22 protein-coding genes and 1 other annotated feature are annotated in these 23,727 nt (G+C 38.8%); of the genes, 19 read left to right on the plus strand and 3 right to left on the minus strand.

Annotated features, from left to right (window positions below):
* Positions 1–4 precede the first annotated feature (4 nt).
* The 11 genes from ACLRYO_RS06255 (at position 5) to ACLRYO_RS06305 (ending at position 11,230) form a co-directional block, all read left to right on the plus strand.
* On the plus strand, positions 5–994 hold the full coding sequence (locus ACLRYO_RS06255) for an electron transfer flavoprotein subunit beta/FixA family protein (RefSeq protein ID WP_118091138.1): 990 nt from the start codon (positions 5–7) through the stop codon (positions 992–994).
* Positions 994–1,995, plus strand: a complete 1,002-nt coding sequence (locus tag ACLRYO_RS06260) for an electron transfer flavoprotein subunit alpha/FixB family protein (RefSeq protein ID WP_118091137.1) — start codon at positions 994–996, stop codon at positions 1,993–1,995. The genes ACLRYO_RS06255 and ACLRYO_RS06260 overlap by 1 nt, the downstream gene beginning before the upstream one ends.
* 584 nt (positions 1,996–2,579) lie before the next feature.
* Positions 2,580–3,338: an SDR family NAD(P)-dependent oxidoreductase gene (locus tag ACLRYO_RS06265; protein WP_278604367.1), complete on the plus strand. Its 759-nt coding sequence runs from the start codon at positions 2,580–2,582 to the stop codon at positions 3,336–3,338.
* Between the two features lie 91 nt (positions 3,339–3,429).
* Positions 3,430–4,029 carry a hypothetical protein gene (locus ACLRYO_RS06270; RefSeq protein WP_278604366.1) on the plus strand — a complete coding sequence of 200 codons (600 nt, stop codon included), beginning with the start codon at positions 3,430–3,432 and terminating at the stop codon, positions 4,027–4,029.
* Positions 4,030–4,075: 46 nt separating this feature from the next.
* Positions 4,076–4,663, plus strand: a complete 588-nt coding sequence (locus ACLRYO_RS06275) for a hypothetical protein (RefSeq protein ID WP_316597954.1) — start codon at positions 4,076–4,078, stop codon at positions 4,661–4,663.
* Between the two features lie 232 nt (positions 4,664–4,895).
* On the plus strand, positions 4,896–5,846 hold the full coding sequence (locus tag ACLRYO_RS06280; protein ID WP_316597953.1) for an ABC transporter permease: 951 nt from the start codon (positions 4,896–4,898) through the stop codon (positions 5,844–5,846).
* Positions 5,839–6,648 carry an ABC transporter permease gene (locus tag ACLRYO_RS06285; RefSeq protein ID WP_008603309.1) on the plus strand — a complete coding sequence of 270 codons (810 nt, stop codon included), beginning with the start codon at positions 5,839–5,841 and terminating at the stop codon, positions 6,646–6,648. The genes ACLRYO_RS06280 and ACLRYO_RS06285 overlap by 8 nt, the downstream gene beginning before the upstream one ends.
* A 66-nt stretch (positions 6,649–6,714) precedes the next feature.
* Entirely contained in the window at positions 6,715–8,238 is a 1,524-nt protein-coding gene (locus tag ACLRYO_RS06290) for an ABC transporter substrate-binding protein (RefSeq protein ID WP_316597951.1), read from the plus strand.
* Entirely contained in the window at positions 8,231–8,998 is a 768-nt protein-coding gene (locus ACLRYO_RS06295) for an ABC transporter ATP-binding protein (RefSeq protein ID WP_316597950.1), read from the plus strand. Before ACLRYO_RS06290 ends, ACLRYO_RS06295 begins: the two co-directional genes overlap by 8 nt.
* Position 8,999: 1 nt before the next feature.
* The gene (locus ACLRYO_RS06300; protein ID WP_316597949.1) at positions 9,000–9,740 is read left to right on the plus strand and encodes a dipeptide/oligopeptide/nickel ABC transporter ATP-binding protein; all 741 of its coding nucleotides are present in this window, start codon (positions 9,000–9,002) and stop codon (positions 9,738–9,740) included.
* 209 nt (positions 9,741–9,949) lie between these two features.
* Positions 9,950–11,230: a hypothetical protein gene (locus ACLRYO_RS06305; RefSeq protein WP_278618649.1), complete on the plus strand. Its 1,281-nt coding sequence runs from the start codon at positions 9,950–9,952 to the stop codon at positions 11,228–11,230.
* Positions 11,231–11,294: 64 nt separating this feature from the next.
* Here the strand turns inward: ACLRYO_RS06305 and istB are convergent, their stop codons facing one another.
* The gene (gene istB / locus ACLRYO_RS06310) at positions 11,295–12,050 is read right to left on the minus strand and encodes an IS21-like element helper ATPase IstB (protein ID WP_278618648.1); all 756 of its coding nucleotides are present in this window, start codon (positions 12,048–12,050) and stop codon (positions 11,295–11,297) included.
* Positions 12,034–13,044 (minus strand): IS21 family transposase, encoded by a 1,011-nt coding sequence (istA, locus tag ACLRYO_RS06315; protein WP_278604362.1) that lies wholly within the window; start codon positions 13,042–13,044, stop codon positions 12,034–12,036. The genes istB and istA overlap by 17 nt, the downstream gene beginning before the upstream one ends.
* A gap of 556 nt (positions 13,045–13,600) precedes the next feature.
* On the opposite strand from istA, the gene ACLRYO_RS06320 reads away from it, so the two are divergent.
* The 4 genes from ACLRYO_RS06320 to ACLRYO_RS06335 all read left to right on the plus strand — a co-directional run bounded on the left by ACLRYO_RS06320 (position 13,601) and on the right by ACLRYO_RS06335 (position 17,628).
* Positions 13,601–15,031, plus strand: coding sequence for an AAA family ATPase (locus tag ACLRYO_RS06320; protein WP_278604361.1), 1,431 nt, complete (start codon positions 13,601–13,603; stop codon positions 15,029–15,031).
* Positions 15,013–15,705: a hypothetical protein gene (locus ACLRYO_RS06325; protein WP_278604360.1), complete on the plus strand. Its 693-nt coding sequence runs from the start codon at positions 15,013–15,015 to the stop codon at positions 15,703–15,705. Before ACLRYO_RS06320 ends, ACLRYO_RS06325 begins: the two co-directional genes overlap by 19 nt.
* A gap of 321 nt (positions 15,706–16,026) precedes the next feature.
* Positions 16,027–16,209, plus strand: coding sequence for a hypothetical protein (locus tag ACLRYO_RS06330; protein ID WP_278604359.1), 183 nt, complete (start codon positions 16,027–16,029; stop codon positions 16,207–16,209).
* Positions 16,210–16,419: 210 nt separating this feature from the next.
* Positions 16,420–17,628, plus strand: a complete 1,209-nt coding sequence (locus ACLRYO_RS06335; protein ID WP_278452009.1) for a hypothetical protein — start codon at positions 16,420–16,422, stop codon at positions 17,626–17,628.
* Between the two features lie 368 nt (positions 17,629–17,996).
* On the opposite strand, the gene ACLRYO_RS06340 is transcribed toward ACLRYO_RS06335, so the two are convergent.
* Positions 17,997–18,512, minus strand: a complete 516-nt coding sequence (locus ACLRYO_RS06340) for a DUF308 domain-containing protein (protein ID WP_278452008.1) — start codon at positions 18,510–18,512, stop codon at positions 17,997–17,999.
* A 156-nt stretch (positions 18,513–18,668) separates the two neighbouring features.
* Positions 18,669–18,872: a binding site (T-box leader), on the plus strand.
* Positions 18,873–19,026: 154 nt separating this feature from the next.
* On the opposite strand from ACLRYO_RS06340, the gene ACLRYO_RS06345 reads away from it, so the two are divergent.
* The 4 genes from ACLRYO_RS06345 to leuB all read left to right on the plus strand — a co-directional run bounded on the left by ACLRYO_RS06345 (position 19,027) and on the right by leuB (position 23,595).
* The gene (locus ACLRYO_RS06345) at positions 19,027–20,565 is read left to right on the plus strand and encodes a 2-isopropylmalate synthase (protein WP_413084770.1); all 1,539 of its coding nucleotides are present in this window, start codon (positions 19,027–19,029) and stop codon (positions 20,563–20,565) included.
* A gap of 1 nt (position 20,566) precedes the next feature.
* Complete coding sequence (gene leuC, locus ACLRYO_RS06350) at positions 20,567–21,826, plus strand: 3-isopropylmalate dehydratase large subunit (protein ID WP_413084771.1); 1,260 nt, start codon at positions 20,567–20,569, stop codon at positions 21,824–21,826.
* A 1-nt stretch (position 21,827) separates the two neighbouring features.
* Positions 21,828–22,319 carry a 3-isopropylmalate dehydratase small subunit gene (locus ACLRYO_RS06355; protein WP_008603290.1) on the plus strand — a complete coding sequence of 164 codons (492 nt, stop codon included), beginning with the start codon at positions 21,828–21,830 and terminating at the stop codon, positions 22,317–22,319.
* A gap of 205 nt (positions 22,320–22,524) precedes the next feature.
* Positions 22,525–23,595, plus strand: coding sequence for a 3-isopropylmalate dehydrogenase (gene leuB / locus ACLRYO_RS06360; protein ID WP_413084772.1), 1,071 nt, complete (start codon positions 22,525–22,527; stop codon positions 23,593–23,595).
* Positions 23,596–23,727 lie beyond the last annotated feature (132 nt).

Raw genomic sequence — 23,727 nt, forward strand, 5'->3', positions numbered from 1 at the left:
GTGTATGGAGTTATTAGTATGTATCAAACAGGTTCCAGATACATCTGAGATTAAGCTGGATCCGGAAACGAATAATCTCATCCGCACAGGTCTGCCTAGTATTGTAAACCCTTACGATATGCATGCGTTAGAGGCAGCTCTTGCGGTAAAAGACCAATATGAAGGTAGTCGTGTAACCGTTGTCACTATGGGGCCTCCTCAAGCTGAGGCGGCACTTCGCGAGTGTTTATCCCTCGGTGCAGATGATGCGGTGCTTATTACAGACCGTGCTTTCGGCGGTGCTGATACATTGGCTACAAGCTATACGATTGCCTCTGCCATTCGTCATATTCAACGTACCATGAATCGCGAGTTCCAAATGATTTTCTGCGGCAAGCAGGCTATCGATGGGGATACGGCGCAAGTAGGTCCTCAAATTGCGGAGGAACTAGGCATGGCGCAAGCTACGTATGCTTGTGAGTTGACCGTAGATCAGGCGGCTCAAAAGGCGATTGTGAAACGAGAGCATGAAAATGGTTATGAAGTGATTGAGGCTCCATTACCATTATTGGTAACAGCTACGGCTGAACTCAATGAGCCTCGTCAACCAGGGCTTTGGAGCTCTATTTACGCGAAACGTTATGAAATTTCCCATATTACATTGCGTGATATGCCTAATATTGATGAAAGCCGTATTGGTCTCAATGGCTCTCCTACGCGCGTTCGTAAGGTATATCAACCACCGCTTCGGGGCAAGGTAGAAATGCTTTCATCCGTGGAAGAAGGGGCTAAAAAGGTTCTTGAATTGGCCTATAATATCAAGCCAGAAAAGTTTTCTCATCTATTGGTGCCTAGCGAAGAACCTGTGGATGAGCCTGTAGATAACAACGATGAGGGCGTGGATGTAAAAGATCCTGTGCAGCGGGCTGCCACTGTTGAAAGTGTATCCTCTAGTGAGTTTAAGGCTTTAGCGGCCGTTAAAGGTGGAGAAGGTTCCAAAGGAGGTGATCGATAATGGGAGTGACAAATTTTGATGAATATAGAGATGTCTTTGTCGTAGCCGATACCATCGATGACGTAGTGCATCCGGTTACGTACGAACTTATCGGTCAAGCTCGTCGAATCGCTAAGGAATTGGGCCAACTCGTTCAAGTTATGCTTCTTGGTGAGAATGTTCAATCCGAGGCGGAGGAACTTGTGGCACATGGTGCCGATATTGTTCACGTTTTTGAAAGCCCTCTTTTAAAATACTATACAACAGACGGCTATACAAAGGTTTTGACAGATTTCTTTGAAGACCATAAGCCTAATATCCTTTTGATTGGCGCTACGAATAATGGCCGTGACTTGGCACCTCGCATGTCAGGTCGCATGAAAAATGGTGTCGTAGCTGACTGTACCATTTTGACGGTAGATACTACAGAAGGCCTTGTAGAATGGACGCGTCCTGCCTTGGGTGGCAATATTTTAGCTGAAATTATTTCTCCAAATCATCGTCCACAAATGGGCTCTGTCCGTCCTAATGTATTTAAAAAGCCGGACCGCATTGCAGATAGCTGGGGCCGTATTCAAATTGAACAATTTGACCTTAAACCTGAAGATATTCGCATGAAGCGCCTTGACTTCATTCCGTTCAGCAAAGATGGTTACAACATCCAAGAAGCAGATATCATCGTAGCCGGCGGCCGCGGTATGGGTTCTAAGGAGAACTTCGATAAGCTCTACGAACTTGCCGATGCTATCGGCGGTGTTGTAGGTGCTACACGTCCCCTTGTAGAAAAGGGCTGGATAGAATTGCCATACCAAGTAGGCCAAACAGGTAAAACTGTAAGCCCTAAACTATACTTGGCATTCGGTATCTCTGGTGCTATTCAACACGTGAGCGGTATCTCTGGTGCTGACACAATCGTGGCTATCAATAACGATCCAAATGCAGAAATCTTCCAACACGCTAACTATGGGATCGTGGGGGATTGCATGGAAGTGTTAAATGATATGTTGGCGCATTTGAAATAAAAGACGTAGTATTTGAGCTCTACTTATCAGACTAAATAAGACATAGGGATACCTATCCTCAGCCTTCATGGGTACGCGTAGCGCCCAAGGCGGCTTCGAATAGGTATCCCTATTTGGCTTACTGCTGCTGTAGAGCTCAAATATTAGTGTATTATAAACAAATGCTCCAACATATTATTTATACAAAGGGAAAGTCGCTTCCAGAACGGTAATCCTTTTTCATTTCTATGCGTTTTGCCTTCAAATGCGTCAATATGTCATTTTAGAGAGAAGGGAAAAGCGCCCAAGGCGGCTTTGAATAGGTATCCCTATTTGGTTTATTGTTGCTGTAGAGCTCAAATGTTCAAGTATTATAAACCACTGCGCCGACATATTATTTATACAGAGGAAAAGTCGGTTTAAGAAAGGGTATCCTCTTTTTATTATCATATTCCTAAATCCATATGCCACTTTATGTGTTCTTTTAATACTATATGCGCCAATGTATCATTTTTATTAGTATAGGAGAATGGACTAGAGTCCATTACATATTAAAGTGGTATAATTAGGCTATAGATATAGTTCGGATTGATAAGGAGGTATTTATGGCTCGTAATGTTTTTGTTACTGGTGCAACGTCTGGTATTGGTCTTTGTATTGCCGAGGCATATGCAAAGTATGGCGATAATGTTTTGATTTCCGGTCGTCGCACTGAGGTGTTGGCTGAGGTACAGGCTCGTTTGTCTAAGGAATATGGCGTGCGCGTTGAGACTTTGGTTCTTGATGTGCGTAGTCGTGAGGATGTTGAAAGCAAGGTTCCAGCAGCAATTGAAGCGTTTGGTGGCGTTGATGTCCTCGTAAATAACGCAGGTCTTGCGCAAGGTTTGGATCCTTTCCAAGATAGTGCTGTCGATGATGCGGTGACTATGATTGATACAAATGTGAAAGGTCTTTTATATGTAACAAAGGCTGTACTACCTTATATGATTGATAAAAACGCAGGCCATATTGTGAATATGGGCTCTACTGCTGGTATATACGCATATCCAGGTGGCGCTGTTTACTGTGCTACAAAGGCGGCCGTTAAGACGTTGAGCGATGGTATTCGCATGGATACGATTGCTACGGATATTAAGGTCACAACCATTCAACCGGGCATCGTAGAGACTCCATTTAGTGAAGTCCGCTTTCACGGTGATGCTGAAAGAGCTAAAGCTGTCTATGCCGGCATCGATGCGATCCAACCTGAGGATGTGGCGGATGTTGTACTATACGTAACAAACCAACCTAAACGCTTGCAAATTTCTGATGTCACAATCATGGCTAACCAACAAGCAGCTGGGTTTATGGTGCATAAGAAATAGTTATTTGAAATTTTATTTCATTTAGTATATAATCGATAGGAAAGTTTTGATAAATATAATTTTACGAAACTTATTTTCGGAGATTGTTGTTATGACAACAAAGATAAAGATATTACTAGTAGCTTCTTTAGTATGTGCATCTATTGGTTTATATAACATTGTTAGTGCCGAAGCGCCGGCTAATAAAGGTGAGTCTATGCCTGTGATTGGTGGCATATCAGTTGAAGCGGCAGAACCAAATGTTATTATGCCGAGTCCGGTACATGTGTTCACCACAGTTCAACAAGCAGCGGAGTATATGAATATAACACCACAGATGCCAAAGTTGTTACCTGTAGGCTTTAATATTCAATCTGTCATAACCTTAGAAAAAGATATATTACAAGTTGTTTATGTCTATGGACCTGGTGCGGAGCCATATTACAACAAAGCTAGCGGTGCACTTATTATATATCGAACATCTAAGTTAACTGGTGATATTAGCGGTGACCACAAGATTCATAAGGTTATAGAAACTGAAAGTGTAGATGGTACAAAGGTTACTTTCAAAGGTGATAAAAACAAGGTCTATCTTGTATCGTGGATGAAAGATGGGCAGAATCACTCTTTAGAGTTTCAGCATCCCATTATGCGAGATATGGCGAAGGCTATAATTCGTAATATTGTTGAGGAAAAATCACATACAAAATAAATGTGTTTTTAATAATTTTCGTGTTGAGCGAAGGGAGATTATACCCATGGTTAAAAAATTGGTCTTGATGGCAGTTGCTTGTGTATGTGTAGCTTCTTATACTGTTGCTGGTGCTCAAGGTACTCTTGATGTAAAGCCAGATCAACCTAAATCTGTGGTAGCTCAACAAGAAGCGCCAATGGTTGGTATGCCAAGCCCGTTTCATGAGTTTGCTACTGTAGATGAAGCGGCTAAATATATGAACATTACACCTCAAATGCCTAAGGTATTACCTGTAGGTTACAACATTGAGTCTGTAAGTACTATCGAAAAAGATATATTGCAAGTAGTTTATGTTTACCAAGCTGGTGAAGACGCTACTCGTAATCAAGCTGCAGGCAAACGCATCGTCCATCGCATAGCCAATGAAATAAAAGAAGATATCAGCGGCGATTATAACGATTTTCGTGTAACAGCTAATGAAAAAGTAAACGGCACAAAGGTTGTTTTCAAAGGCGGTAATAAAATGGTATATCTCATAGGTTGGACAAAAGACGGACAAACTCATGGGATGTACTTCGAACGCCCTGTAACTCGTGACATGGCTAAAGCAATCGTTGCTAATACGGTAGCCCCAAAACAACATACAAAATAATATAAAAGTCAAGGCCTAATGGGATAGGCATGCGAGCTGTAGTGAAGCACTCGCATGGACACTGTAAGGGTTTTATATAGAACGGCTCCTCGTATGAGGGGCCGTTTTAGTATATATGCTAAAATTTCATAATGAGAATCATTCTAATATACATATAGGGGTATATCTAAAAATTTGAATAACTGTTAAAATAAAATATAACTGTTTTGTGATAAAGAAGGCAGGTGATGTATTGTATCGATTAATACTACAGCGTTTGGCAAGTATTGTAGGTATTTTATTGGTTGTTACCATCGGTACATTTGTATTGATAAAATTATCTCCTATTGATCCCGTGTCGATGAAGTTTAATCTTCTAGGAGCTACACCAGATCCAGTTGTAGTTGCACAGACACGAGAGCAGTTGGGGCTCAATGACCCTTGGTGGCAGCAATACCTACGTTGGTTAGGTCAAATTATACAAGGGGACTTTGGTGAGTCCATTCTGTACGCTTTACCAGTGGCGACCATTCTTGGCGGTGCCTTGCCAAATACCTTGGGGCTAGTATCCTTAGCTCTTGTTATGGGGATAGTGGCGACCATACCGCTCGGTATGTTATCTGCAAAGTATCAAGACTCATGGATTGATCATGGGGTTCGTCTCGTTACATTCCTAGCATTAGCAATCCCTGGGTTCTGGGTCGGTTTATTATTACTGTACTTATTCGGTGTTAAATTACAGCTAGTGTCGGTAACGAATACCAATGGCTTTTCTGCCTATGTTCTGCCCGCAGTAACCCTTGCTTTATGGATATGTGGTCTCTACATTCGTCGATTGCGCAATGCTATTTTAGAAGTGTCGCGACAGCCCTTTGTACAGGGGGCGCGAGCATTGGGCTTGCCAGAATGGATGGTCTACACCCGTTATATATTCCCTCATGTGGGTCTTATATTGCTGCCTATGATGGGAGTAACTATGGGCGCTATGCTAGGTGGCTCTGCCGTTATTGAAACGGTATTCTCCATAAAAGGTATTGGTTATATGATGGTGCAGGGCATTATGGCTCGCGATTATGTATTGATGCAAGGTTATATCATCTGGATTACCTTGGTGTTCATCGTGATTAATATCATCATTGATATATTGAGTGTTTGGCTGAATCCGAAGCGAAGAGCCGCCATAAAAGGAGGCTCCTATGAATAGACAAAAGCCCTATACCTTATACGCTATGTTGGTATTAGCAGCTCTGTGGATCGTATTTTTCTTATGCGCTCCCTATATAGCACCCTTTGATCCTGAAACAACGAGTATCGCGGACCGCTTACAAGACATTAGTAGTACCCATCTATTAGGTACTGACCAACTCGGTCGTGATGTGTGGTCTCGTATTCTGTACGGTGGTAAAGCCTCTTTAGGGATTGCTTTCACCATCATTGGTATTAGTGGGGCCATTGGCATCGCTATTGGTGGATTAGCAGGGTTCTCTACACCTCGCGTTGACCGTTGGTTATCTCGTTTAATCGATTTAGTACTTGGCTTCCCGAATATGGTTATAGCTATTGCTTTCATCGGTATCATGGGTCCTAGCATAACGAATGTAATCATTTCCTTATGTATTACGAAATGGGCGGAATATGCCCGTATCACGAGGGGCCTCGTACAGATTGAACGCCACGCGGAGTACATTACCTTTGCTCGCATGTCGGGCGCTTCAAATCTACGAATTTTGTGGCGCTATATTCTGCCGAATGTATTGCCACCGTTGGTGATTGTTATTATTCAACATCTAGGGGACGCCATTATTTTGGTAGCCAGTTTTTCGCTCATCGGCATCGGTGTACAACCGCCGGATCCGGAGTGGGGCGCTATCTTGTTGAGCTCCCGAGATTTTCTACAAACGGCGCCGTGGCTGCTAATTTACCCGGGGCTCGCTATTTTTATTACTGTTGTTTTATTTAACTATATTGGCGATGCGTTGCGCGATGCCCTCGATGTATCTCGTTAACCGTGCTGTGTTTAGATTTTTTATGGTGAAAGCCTCAACGAGGCGATATATTTTAAAGGAGATATTATGAAACGTTGGTTGTTAGCATGTTTGTCCATGCTATGCATGGTAGCTCTCTTGGTCGGCTGTGGTAATGATACTGCTAAAGACAGCAAACAAGGGAAGCATATGAATGTTGGTTTGTATTGGTTTGGTGAAACATTAGATCCAACTCACGAATGGGATGCGTGGACATTGACTCGTATCGGTGCAGGTGAAAACTTAGCCGTTGTAACACCGGATATGAAATTTGCCCCACAATTGGCAGATTCTTGGGAAAATGTGGACCCTACAACATGGAAATTCCACATCCGTGAAAATGTAAAGTTCCATAATGGTACGCCTATGACGCCTCAAAAGGTTAAAGAGTCTATCGAGTACACGATGAAACAAAGTGCTCGTTCCGCGAAAGCTGTTAAAATCGAGTCCATCACAGTAGATGGTCAAAACTTGATCATTAAAACTACAGAGCCTAATGGTTCCTTGTTATCTAGCTTGACTGAACCTGCTTTCGTTATCATGGATACTGCAGATCTTAAAGACGTAGCATCTAAACCAGTTCTTACAGGCCCTTATAAAATCACTGCTTTCAAAAAAGGTGAAACAATTGAACTTGCAGCCTTCGCAGATTACTGGGGCGGCAAACCAGGTCTTGATTCTGTAACTGTAAAAGATATCGAAGACAACAATAAACGCGCTATGGCGTTGCAATCTAAAGACGTAGACGTAATTCAAAAAGTGGACTCTGCTAACCGCAGCTTGTTCAAAGACGGTTTCAATATTCAAGATGTTGCTGGCGTTCGTGTGTTTATGTTGAAAGCAAATCACACAGAAGCATCTCCATTGCATGATAAAGCTGTACGTTCCGCTATTGCTCATATCATTAACTATGATTCCATGGCTAAAATCATCGGCAATGGCTCTACACCAGGGGCGGCACCATTCCCTCCATCTGCCAATTTAGGTTATGATGCGATTGCTAATAAACCGATGACAGATGTGGCGAAAGCTGAGCAAATCTTGACTCAAGCTGGTTACGCTAAGAATGCAAACGGCATGTATGCAAAAGATGGCAAAGAATTAGCGATTACTATTGCTATTTGGGGTAAAGACACAAGCTTATACGAAGAAATTCAACAAGAATTGAAAAAAGCAGGTATTGCTGTAACTCTTAAGAAATTACAAAGCCCTGATGAAGTAGATACACTTGGTACAGATGGTTTCGATTTAGTAGAACGCAATGTAGTGACTATGCCTACAAACGATCCTTACTGGTTCCTCAGCTTATTCTACAAAACTGGTGCGAAAGCAAACGTTGGTGGCTACTCTAACCCTCAAGTAGATGCGTTAATCGACCAATTGTCAGTAACATTTGATCAAAATGAACGCTCTAATATTGCAAAACAAGCGCAACAAATCTTAGTTGATGACGTAGCAGATATCTATTTGTTGTATCCAAGTGCAACAGTTGTATCCACTACAAAAGTTAAAAATGTACCGGTACATCCAATCGATTACTACTTATTAACAAAGGATTCTACTATTGAATAAATCTGATTGTATCGTATTTGATAAGGTTACAATTTCATATGGTACGGAGCAAGCGGTACGCGATGTATCCTTCTCCGTGCCCAATGGTGAGGTCTTTGCTATCGTTGGTGAAAGCGGCTCTGGTAAATCTACGTTAGTTCGTGCCGCCTTTGGTATGTTGAAACAAGCTAGCATTAGTGGTCAAATTTTGCTAAACGGCACCGATATTTCTACATTAAGTGATAGCGATTGGCGACAATTGCGGGGCACAAAGATTTCCATGATCTTTCAAAATCCCAGCGCCTATCTAAACCCAAATCGAACCGTAGAAAATCACTTTAAAGATTTATTCCGTGCCCATGGTGAAAGCTATGATGTAAGCCGCGTTATAGATATGCTTAATCTTGTTCACTTAACTGACGGAGAGCGTATCTTGCAGTCCTATCCGTTTCAATTGAGCGGTGGCATGCAACAACGGTTAGCAATAGCCTTGAGTCTCATCTTGAAGCCTGGTATCGTATTTGCTGACGAACCGACTAGTGCCCTAGATATGCTCGTGCAAGCCTCTGTATTGGACCTTATGAAAGAGGTAACGCAGGCTCTTGGAGCAACGGTGATTATTGTAACCCATAATATCAAGGCGGCTGCTCGCATTGCCAATAGCATTGGGGTTATGAATAAGGGGCAACTCGTTGAAGTGGGATCCGCCACAGAGGTTATGGCCCATCCAAAGGATGAGTATACTCGTATTTTGTTAGATTCCGTAATGAAAGTGGTGTAGTATGATTCAAGTTGAGCATTTATGTAAACAATATACAAACCACCATCATACGGTTCGTGCCGTTGATAACGTATCCTTTTCCGTGACTCCCAATGAACGCGTAGGTATTGCTGGTGGTAGTGGTTCCGGTAAAAGTACTCTGCTTAGACTGATTGCTTTATTGGAAAAGCCTACCTCTGGCACCTTACGACTCTTTGGTGAGGAAATACATTCTATTCAAAATTATAGAGACATATATCGTTCTATGCAGATGATGTTCCAAAATCCCTTGGCGGTGATTCCACCGAGGATGAACTTGGAAGCATTTCTCTTAGAGCCGTATATCAACTATGGTCTCATGGATATAGCGGCAGCAAAGGACGATATCCGTAAGTGGATTCAACATGTAGACCTACCTGAAACGATCGTTAACAAATACCCGCATGAGGTCAGCGGCGGTCAATTGCAACGCGTTGTATTAGCACGAATAATGTTGATGAATCCAAAACTAGTACTCTTTGACGAACCTACATCAGCCCTTGATGCGGTGAATCAAAAGCTGGTGCTAGACCTATTACAAAAACTCCATACGGAACAACCCTTCGGCTACATATTCGTCAGCCATGATATCGGACTATTACAAGCTGTAACAGACCGAATCATCGTCATGAAAGACGGACAAATCGTAGAAACCATCGAATCAAAACGACTTAAAGAAGCGGTACATCCATATACACAAGCACTTGTGAAAGCGAGTGTGTAAAAAGAAAGCCCCTCTATAATGGATTGAGATAAAAGTTATTTTAACTTTAAATCAAAATACATTTTGAGGGGTTGTTTTATATTATAGAGGTCTTTGTTGATGGTTATTATAAATAAATAAATATATTAATTTTGATATAATAATATTGTCTATGTAATTATTTAATATATTAATATGATTAACTAATACTATTATTGGGTGGTGGTTATATGTTATATGATGAAAAAGACTTACGTGTATTTGATAATTCAGACTCTCGAAACTATTTTAAAGAAATATTGCAATCGTATTATAGTCAGAATTATCGAGCGACGATAGTTTTATTATATTCATTTGTGATTTATGATTTATTTATTAAGTTACAAACTATGGCGGATGAAGGTGATAGTAAAGCAAGGCAACAATTAGAAAAAGTTAATGGTATGATAAGTTCAGATGAAAAATATTCAAAAGTAGAGCGTGAAATTATTGATTTTTTTAAAGATAATTGTTCTTTGTATTTTGAAAGGTTCATAGAGGATATTGAATATCTTAGAAATTGCCGGAATAAATGTGCTCATTTGAAAGTGAATGATAATTCTCTATATGTTCCTAATGATTATCATGCTAAAATGATGATTTGCTCTATGTATGATCATGTTCTTTCTGTGAAAGCTCCATTTATTATGGATTTATTTGAGATTGCAAAACATGATGTTGAAAAGTTTACTGAGCAGATAATATTTGATCCAGATGGATTGGATGAATCAATAAGAAAAAAAATTACAGATAAATATTTAAAGAGAATGACTAATATTTCATTAAAAAAATCATATAAAACATTTCTTAAATTTCTATATAATACAGACGATGAGGAGTGTATTAGAAATATACTTGGAGTATATGCCTTCTTATTTTCTATGACCTCTTATTTGATAGAAGAAGGTCGAATAGATCTACTCCGAGAGCAGGCAATATTGGATGAATTCTCTAAAATCAGTGTTGATGAATTAAAAAACAATTCTGTTCGTGCTGAAATTTTAGTTTCTATGGTATTAAAATATTCTATTATAATGGAAATTATTAGAGAAAATGAGGAAGTATTCGAATATTTAAAAGCACGTATATTAATCCCAACAGGCTTAGTAGCATATCGTGCTTTTTATCCTCATGACCCAAGGTCTGAGTACGGATTTTTCAAAGATACTTCATCTCTTCATAAAAATAAATATATTAAGGAAATTTTTGAATCAGTTAAACTTTGTGAAGATTTTAATTTGGTAGAATTTGCTAAGATTATGGTTAACGCTGTTCCAACATATTTGGGATATGATGACGCGGATTGTTATATGTCTTTTTTAAAAATTCATGTAGCGGAATTTAATGCTTTAGATCTTCAAGAAATTATGGATATATATTATAAAAATGACCAATGTTATAATCGTGGTAGACATACGGCTGATATGGAAATAATTGAACCTTATCTTGCTGAAGATAAAATACCATTCTAACTATCTAAATAATATGTAAATGTCAATATAAGAATGTACAATTTTGACGATGTACAATGTACAGTTATTCCTTCTGCTGCATATGGTTTCGTAACCGGTATGAATCTCCAGTTATGCTAATCACATGTGCATGGTGAAGTAATCGATCAACAATAGCATTAGCTACTCGCTCATCATGTAATATGGTAGCCCACTCATCAAAATTAATGTTAGAGGTTACGATGGTACTTTTCTGTTCATACCGTCTATCAATAATTTGAAATAGCAAATTAGCATCTCCTGGCTGCAATGGCAAATAACCAATTTCATCAATAATGAGTAATTGGTAGCGTGTGTAATGCTTGAGCCGAGTTTCTAATTTTCCTTCATCCTTTGCTCTTTTAAGATTTTGGATTAAATCATGGCATTTAATAAAATAAGTACTTCGTCTGTTACGAGAGCTTTCAATCCCTAGTGAGGTAGCTAAATGTGTTTTCCCAACACCACTAGATCCAAGAAATACAATGTTTTCAGCTCGTTCCATAAAACCCAATGACGCTAAATTCTTAATTTGCACTTCGTTAATTTGTGGTTGAAATGAAAATTCAAAATCAGCTAGTGTTTTCAAATGAGGAAAATTACTAATTTTTACCATATGGTTAATGACGTTTTGTCGTTTAATATCGACCTCGTAATCACTAAGCTTCAGTAACCACTCAATATGAGATAAGTTCTGTTTATTAGCTAATTCAATTGTTTCATCGAGGTGTAGTATACATTGTTTTAGTTTTAGATACGCTAAATTGTCTTGTAATCGTTGGTAATTAGTCTGTAGTGTCATAGATAGCTCCTATCTTTTCCAAATTAGATTTTGCTTTAGCTTTTACATCTTCAGAATTTAGATAAGGAATTGTTTTCTGCAATTGTGCCTCGTAATGAGACGGCAAATAGTTAACCTTCTTACCACTTAATAGGTGCTGTGCAATCAATTCTGTGCTATCATATATGTATAGCATCTTATCTATGGTCTTTAAGGTCATAGATTTGGCCACATATCCTGGTGGTACAGAATAGTGGCTACCACGAAAGCTAATGAGGTTACTCGTTGAAACCTTAGCTTTTGGGTGTTCTATGCGATAGGAATCTCTTATCACTTTTGTTGGAAGTGGGGTAAGAGATTCCTTTTCTTTTGCAAGCAGTACAGACGGTATTTGTCTTGTGGCTTGAGAAATTGCTAGATTGCTACGTAAAATAATTTTTTGAATCTGTTCTTCCACTTCCTGTATTGTCAATTTCCCTTGGTAAGCATGAATTTCATCTAGAATTTTCATTTGGCTTTCTACTTTACCTTTCGTTTGTGGACGGCGCGCAATACAAGGTTTAAATGTAAAGCTAAAGTCACTTGAAAATTGTTCTGCTTTGGTATGAAGCTGTCCTTTAACTCCAGCTAGCCTCGGTTGTGCCATCACAGTCTTCATATTATCTGTTACTAGTACATGAGGAACACCTTGTAATTGCTCAAAGAATTCTACCAATGTATCTTGTAGTGTTTCAGTAGTTCTATCGAACGTGACCTTTGCTAATTTGTATCGAGAATAGCCTAATGTCATCAGCAATATATTAAAAGTTATGTATGTTCCATCAGGCAATAGGAATTTAATATTCTCTTTCCAATCCACTTGAGCCTGTTCAGCTGGTGCGGTTTCAAAGCGAATCGTATGTTGCGTACTAGGCGATGTTTGTTTTCTATCAAAATAGGATTGAAATACTGGTACCTTTGAAATATAACCACGAAATGTAGAGTAAGTAGCTGTGAGTCCATGGTTGTCTACCAAATATTGCCATAGAACACGCTTGTAATATTAGGTTTCAAATTGCAAGCATCCAGAGTGTCTCTTAATATTGGTAAGTCTAATAATGATGTTATAGTAAATGAACTGTTAATACCGTATACGTATTGCATGTTGTTATCACCTCAACTATAGTATCGGTGATACAATCAAAATTGTACATTCTTATATCATCATTTTTGTACATTCTTAGAGTATCATTTACAAGCAAAGAATCTTTCGACTATTTACTCCTTTTATTTGGATATATTAATAAGTGTGTTTTGGAAAAAGTTTAGTGTTGTATAGGATTTAATTTCTTTTAGTATAGATACTTTCATAATTGCTATGAATATCAACTTATTCTAAGTTTTATGATGAAAAAAGTGAACAATTTTCAATATTAATAACTGCTTCTTATATAATCCTTATTATTAGTGGCTCTATAATAAATATCTATGCATGAACTGTAAAAACGGAATTTTTTATTCTGTTTTTACAGTTCTTCTTTTTTGTTTGTCAAGTTTGTGATACACTATTGACAAGAAAAGGAGAATCAACTATGAATACGCCTATTGTTCGTTTAGAAGAGATTACAATTAAAAATCTAAAGAATGTTGAATATGGTCATATTAAATTGAACGTAGATAAGAAATGTTCTTCATCAAACTTATTAGGTTTATACGGGCAAAATGGCTCAGGAAAAACGGTTTTAATTAATGCGATTGATATATTAAAACAGTTATTGATGGGGCAGAGACTACCAGATCATTTAGTTGATTATATTAATATCAATAGTGATTTGGCAGAACTCTCTTTTGAATTTTCTTTACAAATTGATGATGATAATATACATGTATATTACGATGTAGAATTAGCTAGAAATAAGGTTACTAGTGATAGTAATACAGACAATATAGATTCTATAAAAACTATACCTATTGTAAAAAAAGAAGTATTACAGTATAGAATGGAAAACCGTACTACATCGATTAGGAAGAATATAATTGCTAATACAGATACTACAGAAGTGTTTGTACCTAAAAGCAAATTTGAAATTTTATTTGGTAAACACTATGATGATATGACTGATTTTCTTGTAGATAAACGTCTTTGCCAAGCTACATCCAGATCTTTTTTATTTTCTTCACTATTTTTGAAACGTCTTAATTCTAGACAAGAATTTATTGAAAATACTAGTGAGTATAATTATATTTTTATGATTATACATATGTTAGTAAAATATGGTAATCATGATTTATTTGTCGTATTAACCTCTCATAGTGGTTTACACAGTCTTAATGTATTACCGTTAGAAATAAATGTACAACAAGATGATATGGGACGAATCGGTACAATTACATTACCTTTAGATAAACCAGTTACTTTACCTATACCTATTGTTGATGAAATTCATAATATTATCAGCATGATGAATTTAGTTTTATCTGAAATTATTCCAGGCTTACGGATTTCAGCATCTGATTTAGGCGTTGAATTATTAGAAAATGGTGAAAACGGTAAACGTTTAATGCTGGTTTCTAATAAAAATGATAAAAGTATACCTTTAAAATATGAGTCAGAAGGTATACGCAAAATTATATCTATTTTGAGTTTATTAATTGCTGTATATAATCGTCCATCTGTTACTATTGCAGTTGATGAATTGGATGCTGGTATTTTTGAGTATTTACTAGGGGAGTTACTTCGAATTATAGCTGAAAAAGGTAAAGGTCAATTGATTTTTACTTCACATAATTTGCGTCCTTTAGAGACATTGGATAAAGGATGCATAGCTTTTACCACAACAAATCCTAATAATCGTTATATTCGTCCTAAAAATGTGAAGTCATCTAATAATTTAAGAGATTTTTATTATCGGGATATTACATTAGGTGAGCAAGCAGAAGAAGTCTATAAACCAACACAAAATGCTGAAATTTCATATGCTTTCAAGAAAGCTGGTGTATATAAGTGGCACGAAAAAAAATAGTGCTAGTAATCGTGGAAGGTCCATCAGACGCTTCTGCATTAGAACGGTATTTTGTTAAATATTTTGATAGTGATCGTATTGTAACAAAGATAATACATGGTGATATTACTACTGATAAAAATATTGATCAATCAAAAATAAAAGCACATTTGGGAAACAAGGTTAAATCATGGATTACAAAAGATAAATTTAAGAAGTCAGACATAGATAGGATTGTTCATATTGTTGATATGGATGGTGCTTATATAGATGATAAACTCATCCGATTTGATGAATCATGTAAAGATCCATTTTATTCACCTATATCTATAAAAACCTCAAATGTAGAGAATATTCGTCTTAGAAATGTCCAAAAGAGAGAAAATGTAGATACATTGAGTACTAATACAAGTGGTATTTACAATGGTATTCCTTATAAGGTATATTATATGTCTTGTAATTTAGATCATGTATTATATAATCTTCAAAATGCTAGTGATAAAGAAAAGGAAGATTATGCATTAGAGTTTTCAGAGAAATATATAGATAATATTGATGATTTTATATCATTTCTTTGTAATTCTGATTTTTCTTGTTGTGACTCTTATGAAGATTCTTGGAAATTCATTAAGGGTGGTAAGCACTCATTAGAACGTTATAGTAATTTAGGACTTTGTTTTTTACCCTCTAATTAGTGGTGCTTTGGTATAAATACAAATAATAGTCTATATGCGGATATCAGCACGGGTCTATCTGGCACATACAAGCAAAGCTGGGCGATTAATGCAGGGTATACGCATTGATTCTAAGCCATTAGATGAGCAAAATTGATACATGTTTTCATTGAAAAATCTAATAAAGTTTATATTCAGTTTATTGCTCCTCAATATATCGATTTTGTATAATGAATATATAAATGAAATTATCGTGAAAACAAGTTAGAGAGATTTCATATTATGAGATAGGTATGTTCTTTACAACTAGGTGAGTCTGAGGCTGCTATTGGTGCAGATTCTATGACGCCACAAGGGATTTTCTTTACCATTGTTAATTTCCTTGGCGAACTTATTCATAAGGCAAAATCCTTTGGTCGTGCATTGGCTATGAAATTAGATGATACAGCATCTCGTATATACGTAAAAGACTTGCTACAAACATGCGATACATACCGTATATTTGCTGGTCAATTAGTGTACTAATGTATTGCAACATAAACATAATATTGATAGACCCCCAAAAGAATGAGGCATCGACTATAATCGGTGTCTCATTTTTATCGTCTAGTTGCCAACCCATTTTCAGATGAGATATTAATAGGTCGAGGTATTACCTCTAGAATTAATATATTCCCTCGTGCTATATTACATATGAGTAGTATTTTTACGTTCATATGTATAAGGAGATACTCTATGTTTAACTTTTATAGTGAGTTATTATTACGTTTACAGAAACAATTTGTATCCGAACATGAATCTGATTTCAAATCTATTGAGGATTTGTTAGAAGCATTTATGACTCAATATAATCGTGGTGATTTTAATAATACGATAGAAATGAAATTACGTGATTTATATGAGGCTGCAGAAGAGGCTGATACGAATGAGAAATCAAGGAAGTTATACAATGAAATCCTTGCATTATGTCCTGATGAAGTAGATGCTAAACGAGAACTCATAGCCCTTGAGTTACATCCAAGCTTTCAAATTTATCAGTTGAAACAGCTAGTAGAATCGTTGAAAAAACCAAAGAAAATAGATTGGAATATAATAGAGACGCGTCCTTATATGCGTTGCCTCATCGACATGGGGATGATATATTTAGAATATAATATGTATAATGATGCGATTGCCTGCTTTACGCCAGTTTTTCACGGAGACAAGCAAGATCATTCGGGATTTCTTGTGTATATGATGGTTGCTTGTTGTGGCGCTGCCAACTGGGATCGCGGCCGCAAGGTATATCAGCGATATCTTGCATGTTGCGATGATATACAAAATGCATTTAATCAGGCTCCGGATATCATGTTGCCTATGCATATGCTGTATATTCTATTGGCTTTGCAGTGTGGTGAAAGCAAGATAGCCCATGATGTATTAGCAGATCTTGTTGATGAATATGAAGATATTGATTGGTTATTACAAGATGCAACGCGCTGGAACGATTTTGTAGAAGATCATTTAGAGGCTATTATGTATATGGTAGACCAAGTGAGCAACATAGATTCTGACCCACGAGAATTAATAAGCTTATATACTGCTATCTCATTTTTACCAACTCAATTAGTGGATTTTGAAAGTCCATTATGGCAGACTCTATATGATGCGTATGAACGTGTTACCGATCGAACTGTTATAAATCGGTACTCTAATGATAGTTATATGGGAAAACGCGAGTCCGCTCATATGAGCCCCGTAGAGGTTGCTAAAGGTGGGGCTTTGCGTGGAAATCCGGTATATGACAATATACGGTTCGGTGCACAAATTACACTTTCACAAGCCGGCCTATACACAGTAGATGATTTTAAAACAATTACTAAACAAGAAGTATTGATGCTACCGGGCATTGGTAAAAAAACAGTGGAACAACTAGAGCATAATGGTGTTATATTTAAAGCCTAAGATGTGACTTGAATTTAATAGCAATCCTAGGATAACGAAGGGCTATTTGTCTTTTTCATAATTAATATAATCCCTTTGATGAGTATCTTGGTACTGATCAAGGGGATTTTAAATTACTACAGGGTTGTACTAATTTTTGTCCTATAACCCCATTATTACGCTAATGTTAGAGCGTTGGGCTAGTTGCTAAATAAAAGGGCTAGAAAAGCGTCTAACCACTTGCAAATGTAGTAGGCGAATACATTTACCATGACGGCTAGCCAAAACAAATAAAATAGCTGCCACAAATACGAAATAGACATCGTAATTTATGACAGCTATTTTGGCAGTACATGGTCGATCTTATAGTGTAATTATTTAGTTATATTCTATTTTTTAAAAGCCTCACCGATGGAATAAATTCCGTCAAATAAGAAACCGAAGGCGATGAAATAGATAAATGCTTGTCCAGAAACGATCGGCTCGAATATAAGTAATAGGCCTAATAGTAAAAGAATTAGTGCAAGCCATTTTGCATTACGTCCCATGAGTGATACCATGCTGTCGGACTTTCTTGATTTAATGAAAATAAAGATGGCTTCAATTACCATCCAGACGCCGATTGTAATTGGGAGTACTAATGGTAGGAATGCAAATCCGCCGAATATTAAATAGATACCGAATAGAGCGTTGATAATACCGCCAATGAGATGCCAGCCGCTTCTCATTGCAGAAGGCAACCTAAAATAATTTATAATGCCACTGATTGCATTGGCAAAGAAGATGATAGACATAACCCAAGTGAATGCAAAGAGGTTAATAAGCGGATTTAATAGTAAGAATATCCCTAGGATAATACTTACAATACCCGACAAAATATAAAAGAATTTGTTTGAACCACTCATAATTATTCCTCCAATCTTTGGTACTGCTTATTTTCAGTATGCGTGAAATCATGGGGAATGTCAAATTGTAACGATAAAACTGTGCTTTCACAAAACTCACATGTCCATCCTGTTGACACAGTTCTATAGAATACCGTATAATACTTTTATATCTTAAATCAAGCGATGAACGGGTATAAAGGTTTACAAATCCTGCTTTCAGAGAGTTGCCGGCCGGTGTGAGGCAATAGAGGTTGTACGCTGACACTCTCCCGTGAGCTTTGATGGCGAATACAGCAGTAGTCATTGACGGTGGTTCCGTTATACCCGAAACGAGTCCCAATTAGGGTGGTACCGTGTTATGAATATAACGCCCCTTTGAGCAACGACAGTTGTTCTGAGGGGCTTTTTTATTTGTGAAAGTCTAGTAAGTCACAGATTATATATGGTGTCGACATTGGCGATTTTACAAACTTTCACTATGGATAGATATAATAAAGTGTTATGTTTTATGAGGATAGAAAAGGTGGCTATTATGGAACAGAATCGCGTATATTTCTTCGATACAACCCTTCGTGATGGGGAACAAACACCAGGTGTATCTTTACAAACTCCTGAAAAAATTGAAATTGCGAAAGGCCTAGTACGCCTCGGCATCGATGTAATCGAGGCTGGCTTCCCAGCAGCATCCCCTGGAGATTTTGAAGCAGTACAAACGATTGCACGCGAAGTGAAAGGCGCAACAATTTGTGCGTTGGCACGTGCTAATGAAAAGGACGTACAAAAAGCGATTGATGCATTGAAAGATGCGGAACGTAGCCGTTTGCATGTATTCATTGCTATTTCCGAACTTCATATGGAATATAAATTAAAAATGACTCGCCAAGAGGTATTGGATAAGGTTAAGTCCGTATTGGCATATGCAAAAGGTAAGGTCGATGAAATCGAGTTCTCTGGTGAAGATGCGGCACGCTCTGATTTAGATTTCGCATGCCAAGTATTTGGTGTTGCCATTGCTGGTGGTGCAACAATTATTAATGTACCAGACACAGTAGGTTACATGAACCCTAATGAGTTCGGTGATAAAATCCGCTATATTAAAGAACATACACCAGGCATTGAAAATGCAATTATCTCTGTTCACTGCCATGACGACTTAGGTCTTGCTAATGCAAATACGTTAGCTGCTATTAAAGCAGGTGCACGCCAAGTAGAAGGCACAATTAATGGCCTAGGCGAACGGGCTGGTAACGTAGCGATTGAAGAAGTGGTAATGGCTCTTAAAACACGCCATGATTACTTCGGTGATCTTCAAGTAAATATTGATACAAAACAATTTACGAAAGTATCTAAACTCGTGAGCCGTTTAACAGGGGTTGTAGTTCCTCCAAATAAACCAATCGTGGGTTCTAACGCCTTTGCTCATGAGTCTGGTATTCATCAACATGGCATGATGAGCAATCCTGAAACGTATGAAATCATGACTCCTGAGTCCGTAGGGGCTGAAAAAACAGACCTCGTATTGGGTAAACACTCTGGCCGTCATGCCTTTGCTGATCACTTGGCAAAACTTGGTTTCCAATCTTTCACAGAAGAGAAAATCAACGACCTCTTCGCTAAATTCAAAGAATTGGCTGACCGTAAGAAACAAGTATACGATGATGATATCGTAGCCCTTGTTGTAGATAATCTTCACCACAAAAAAGCATTCGAGCTCGTGGCTCAATACTACAAATTGGGTGAAAAAGGCTACGCATACGCCGACGTTCGTCTCATGACTCCAGAAGGTGAAAGAGCGGATGCTGCCGTAGGTGACGGTCCGGTAGATGCGTCCCTTAAAGCGGTTGAACGTGTGGTTGGCTTGCCAATCAGCTTGAAAGATTACCAAATCCGCGCTATAACAGCCGGTAAAGATGCCCTTGGGGAAGCAACTCTCAAGGTAGAATATAACGGTCGCTTGTACCATGGTCGTGGTATCAGTACCGATATCGTTAAATCAAGTGTAAATGCATATATTAATGCAGTAAACTCAGTATTCCTAGCTATGGAGCTAGAACAACAGGAGGAAGAATAATATGGGTATGACCATTACTGAAAAGAATATGGCTCGCCATGCGGGTCTTGATGTCGTTAAACCGGGACAAATCATCGAATGTCAGTTGGATGCGGTATTGATGAACGACATCACATTCCCACCGGCGCGTAAAGAGTTCTTAAAAATCGGGAAACCTGTATTTGACCGTCATAAAATCTACTTGGTGCCTGACCATTTCACACCAAACAAAGATATTCAATCCGCTACACAAGCGAAAGTCATGCGTGATTTCGTACGCGAACATGGCATTACAAACTACTTTGAAGTCGGTAGAATGGGTATCGAGCACGTTATTTTGCCAGAAAAAGGCCTTATCGGTCCTGGCGAAATGATGATCGGTGCTGACTCCCACACTTGTACATATGGTGCGGTAAATGCATTCTCCACAGGCGTAGGCTCCACTGATGCGGGCGTTGCTATGGCAGAAGGTAAAACTTGGTTCAAAGTACCTGAAACAATTAAGGTTGAGCTTATCGGCAAACCTAACAAATGGGTAACTGGTAAAGACGTAATCCTTGATTTAATCGGTAAAATCGGCGTAGATGGTGCTCGTTACATGGCTCTTGAATTCGCTGGCGAAGGCGTACAACATATGACTATGGCTGACCGTCTTACAATTTGTAATATGGCTATCGAAGCGGGCGGTAAATGTGGCGTATTCCCTTACGATGCAATTACTGAAGAATACATCAAAGGTCGCGTAAATCGTCCTGTTGAACCAATTGCTCCAGATGCTGATGCGGTATATGCTCAAACTATTACAATCGACTTGTCCAAATTGCAACCAGTGGTAGCATTCCCTCATTTGCCATCCAACACGCATTACATCAACGAAATTGACAAAGATATCAAGATTGACCAAGTTATCATCGGTTCCTGTACAAATGGCCGTTATGAAGACTTGGTAGCAGCTGCAAAAATCTTCAAAGGCCGCAAGGTGGCTCCATTTGTTCGTTGCATCGTAATCCCTGGATCCCAAGATGTGTACGACCAAGCTATGAAAGATGGCCTTTTAGATATCTTCATTCAAGCTGACTGTGCTGTGTCCACGCCAACATGTGGTCCATGCCTAGGTGGTTACATGGGAATTATGGCTGAAGGGGAACGTACCGTTTCCACTACAAACCGTAACTTCCGTGGTCGTATGGGTCACGTTGATTCTGAGGTATACTTGGCAAGCCCATACGTGGCGGCAGCAAGTGCTGTATTAGGCCGCATTGCAGGCCCTGAGGAGGTTTAATATGGATTTTGAAAGCAAAAAAATCTGGCGCTACGGCGATGATGTAGATACAGACGTAATTATTCCGGCTCGTTACTTGGCAATTGCCGATTGGAACGAATTGGCTGAACATGCGATGGAAGATATTGATACGACGTTCGCTCCTAATGTGAAAGCTGGCGAGATCATGGTAGCTGGTAAAAACTTTGGTTGTGGTTCATCTCGTGAACATGCCCCAGGCGTTATCAAAGCCAAAGGCGTGCCTGTTATCATAGCACACTCCTTTGCACGTATCTTCTTCCGTAATGCTATCAACATCGGTTTACCAGTTGTGGAAATTGGTGAACAAGTTGATCGTATCGATGCAGGTGATGCAATCGGCGTAGACTTGTCTAAAGGTATCGTGTACAACTTGACGAAAAACGAACAATACCAAGGGACTGAGTTGCCACAATTCATTCAAGATATTGCGGCAGCTGGTGGTCTTGTAAGTTTTGCTAAAAACCGTAAATAGGGGCGAGCCGAACACTCGTCTCAAGCCTCCACTGGCCAGGTCTGACTTCGGCCTGCGGCCTCCGCAGGGCCAAAGTCGTTTTCGACGAGCATTCGGCTCTTGGGAGTGTGAAGGCTCGACACTGACTATATAGATTTCTAACAGTGGAATAAAGAAAGATGAGTTTGTGGTTCATCTATGAGCATTTACTATATGGAGAGGTAATATGAGCGAAAAGAGTATCGTATTGATTCCTGGTGATGGTATCGGTACTGAGATTATTGCGGCCGCGAAGGCTGTGTGCGATGTGGCTTTTGAGAAAGCCGGTATAAAGGTTAATTGGATTGATAAAAAAGCGGGCGGTGCGTCTATTGATGCGTATGGCGTGCCTTTGACTGAGAATACGATTGAGGCTTGTAAAGCGGCTGATGCTGTATTGCTCGGTGCTGTAGGCGGTCCTAAATGGGATAATGTCGATCCTTCTATCCGTCCTGAGAAAGCAATTCTAGGTCTTCGTAAGGAACTTGGTTTATTCTGTAACTTGCGTCCTGTAAAAATCTATCCATCCTTGCAAGAGTATTCTCCACTTAAAAAGGAACTAGTACAAGATGTAGATTTCGTTATCGTTCGTGAGTTAACTGGTGGTATTTATTTCGGTGAACGGGAAGAGGCACAAGGTGAAGGTGCTAACGAGTTCGCTTGGGATAAAGAAACGTACAGCCGTTATGAAGTAGAGCGCATCATGGACATCGCTATGGAAACAGCTCGTAAACGCAACAAAAAGGTTGTATCCGTAGATAAAGCAAATGTATTGGCGTCTTCTCGCTTGTGGCGCAAAATTGCGCAAGAGAAAGCTGCTGCCAATCCAGATATTGCAACAGATTACCTTTATGTAGATAACACCGCGATGCAGCTCGTTGTAAATCCTGCACAGTTTGACGTTATCGTTACAACGAACTTATTTGGCGATATCTTGTCCGACGAAGGTGCTGTTATCTCTGGTTCTATCGGGCTTTTACCATCTGCATCCATGGGTACCGGTACTGCATTGTACGAGCCAATCCACGGATCCGCACCGGACATCATGGGCCAAAACTTGGCAAATCCGTTGGGGACAATCTTGTCCGCTGCGATGATGTGTCGTCATTCCCTTGATTTACCTCAAGTGGCTGACGCTATTGAAAGTGCTGTAGAACAAGTGCTCGTTGATGGTTACCGCACTGGCGATATCTACCGCGAAGGGTTGAAACGAGTAGGTACAACAGAAATGGCGCAAGCCGTAATTGAACGTTTATAAAAGTAATGAATTAAGATTCCTGAAAGGTATTAACGTGAGTTACGTCATTTTTAAAATCGTATTATAAGCGTTAAGATATAGGTATTATAATATATTTGTCCAATTAAAAAAGAGAAGGTTGTAAGGCCCTCT

The organism is Veillonella parvula, assembly GCF_047241225.1.
Taxonomy (GTDB): domain Bacteria; phylum Bacillota; class Negativicutes; order Veillonellales; family Veillonellaceae; genus Veillonella; species Veillonella parvula_O.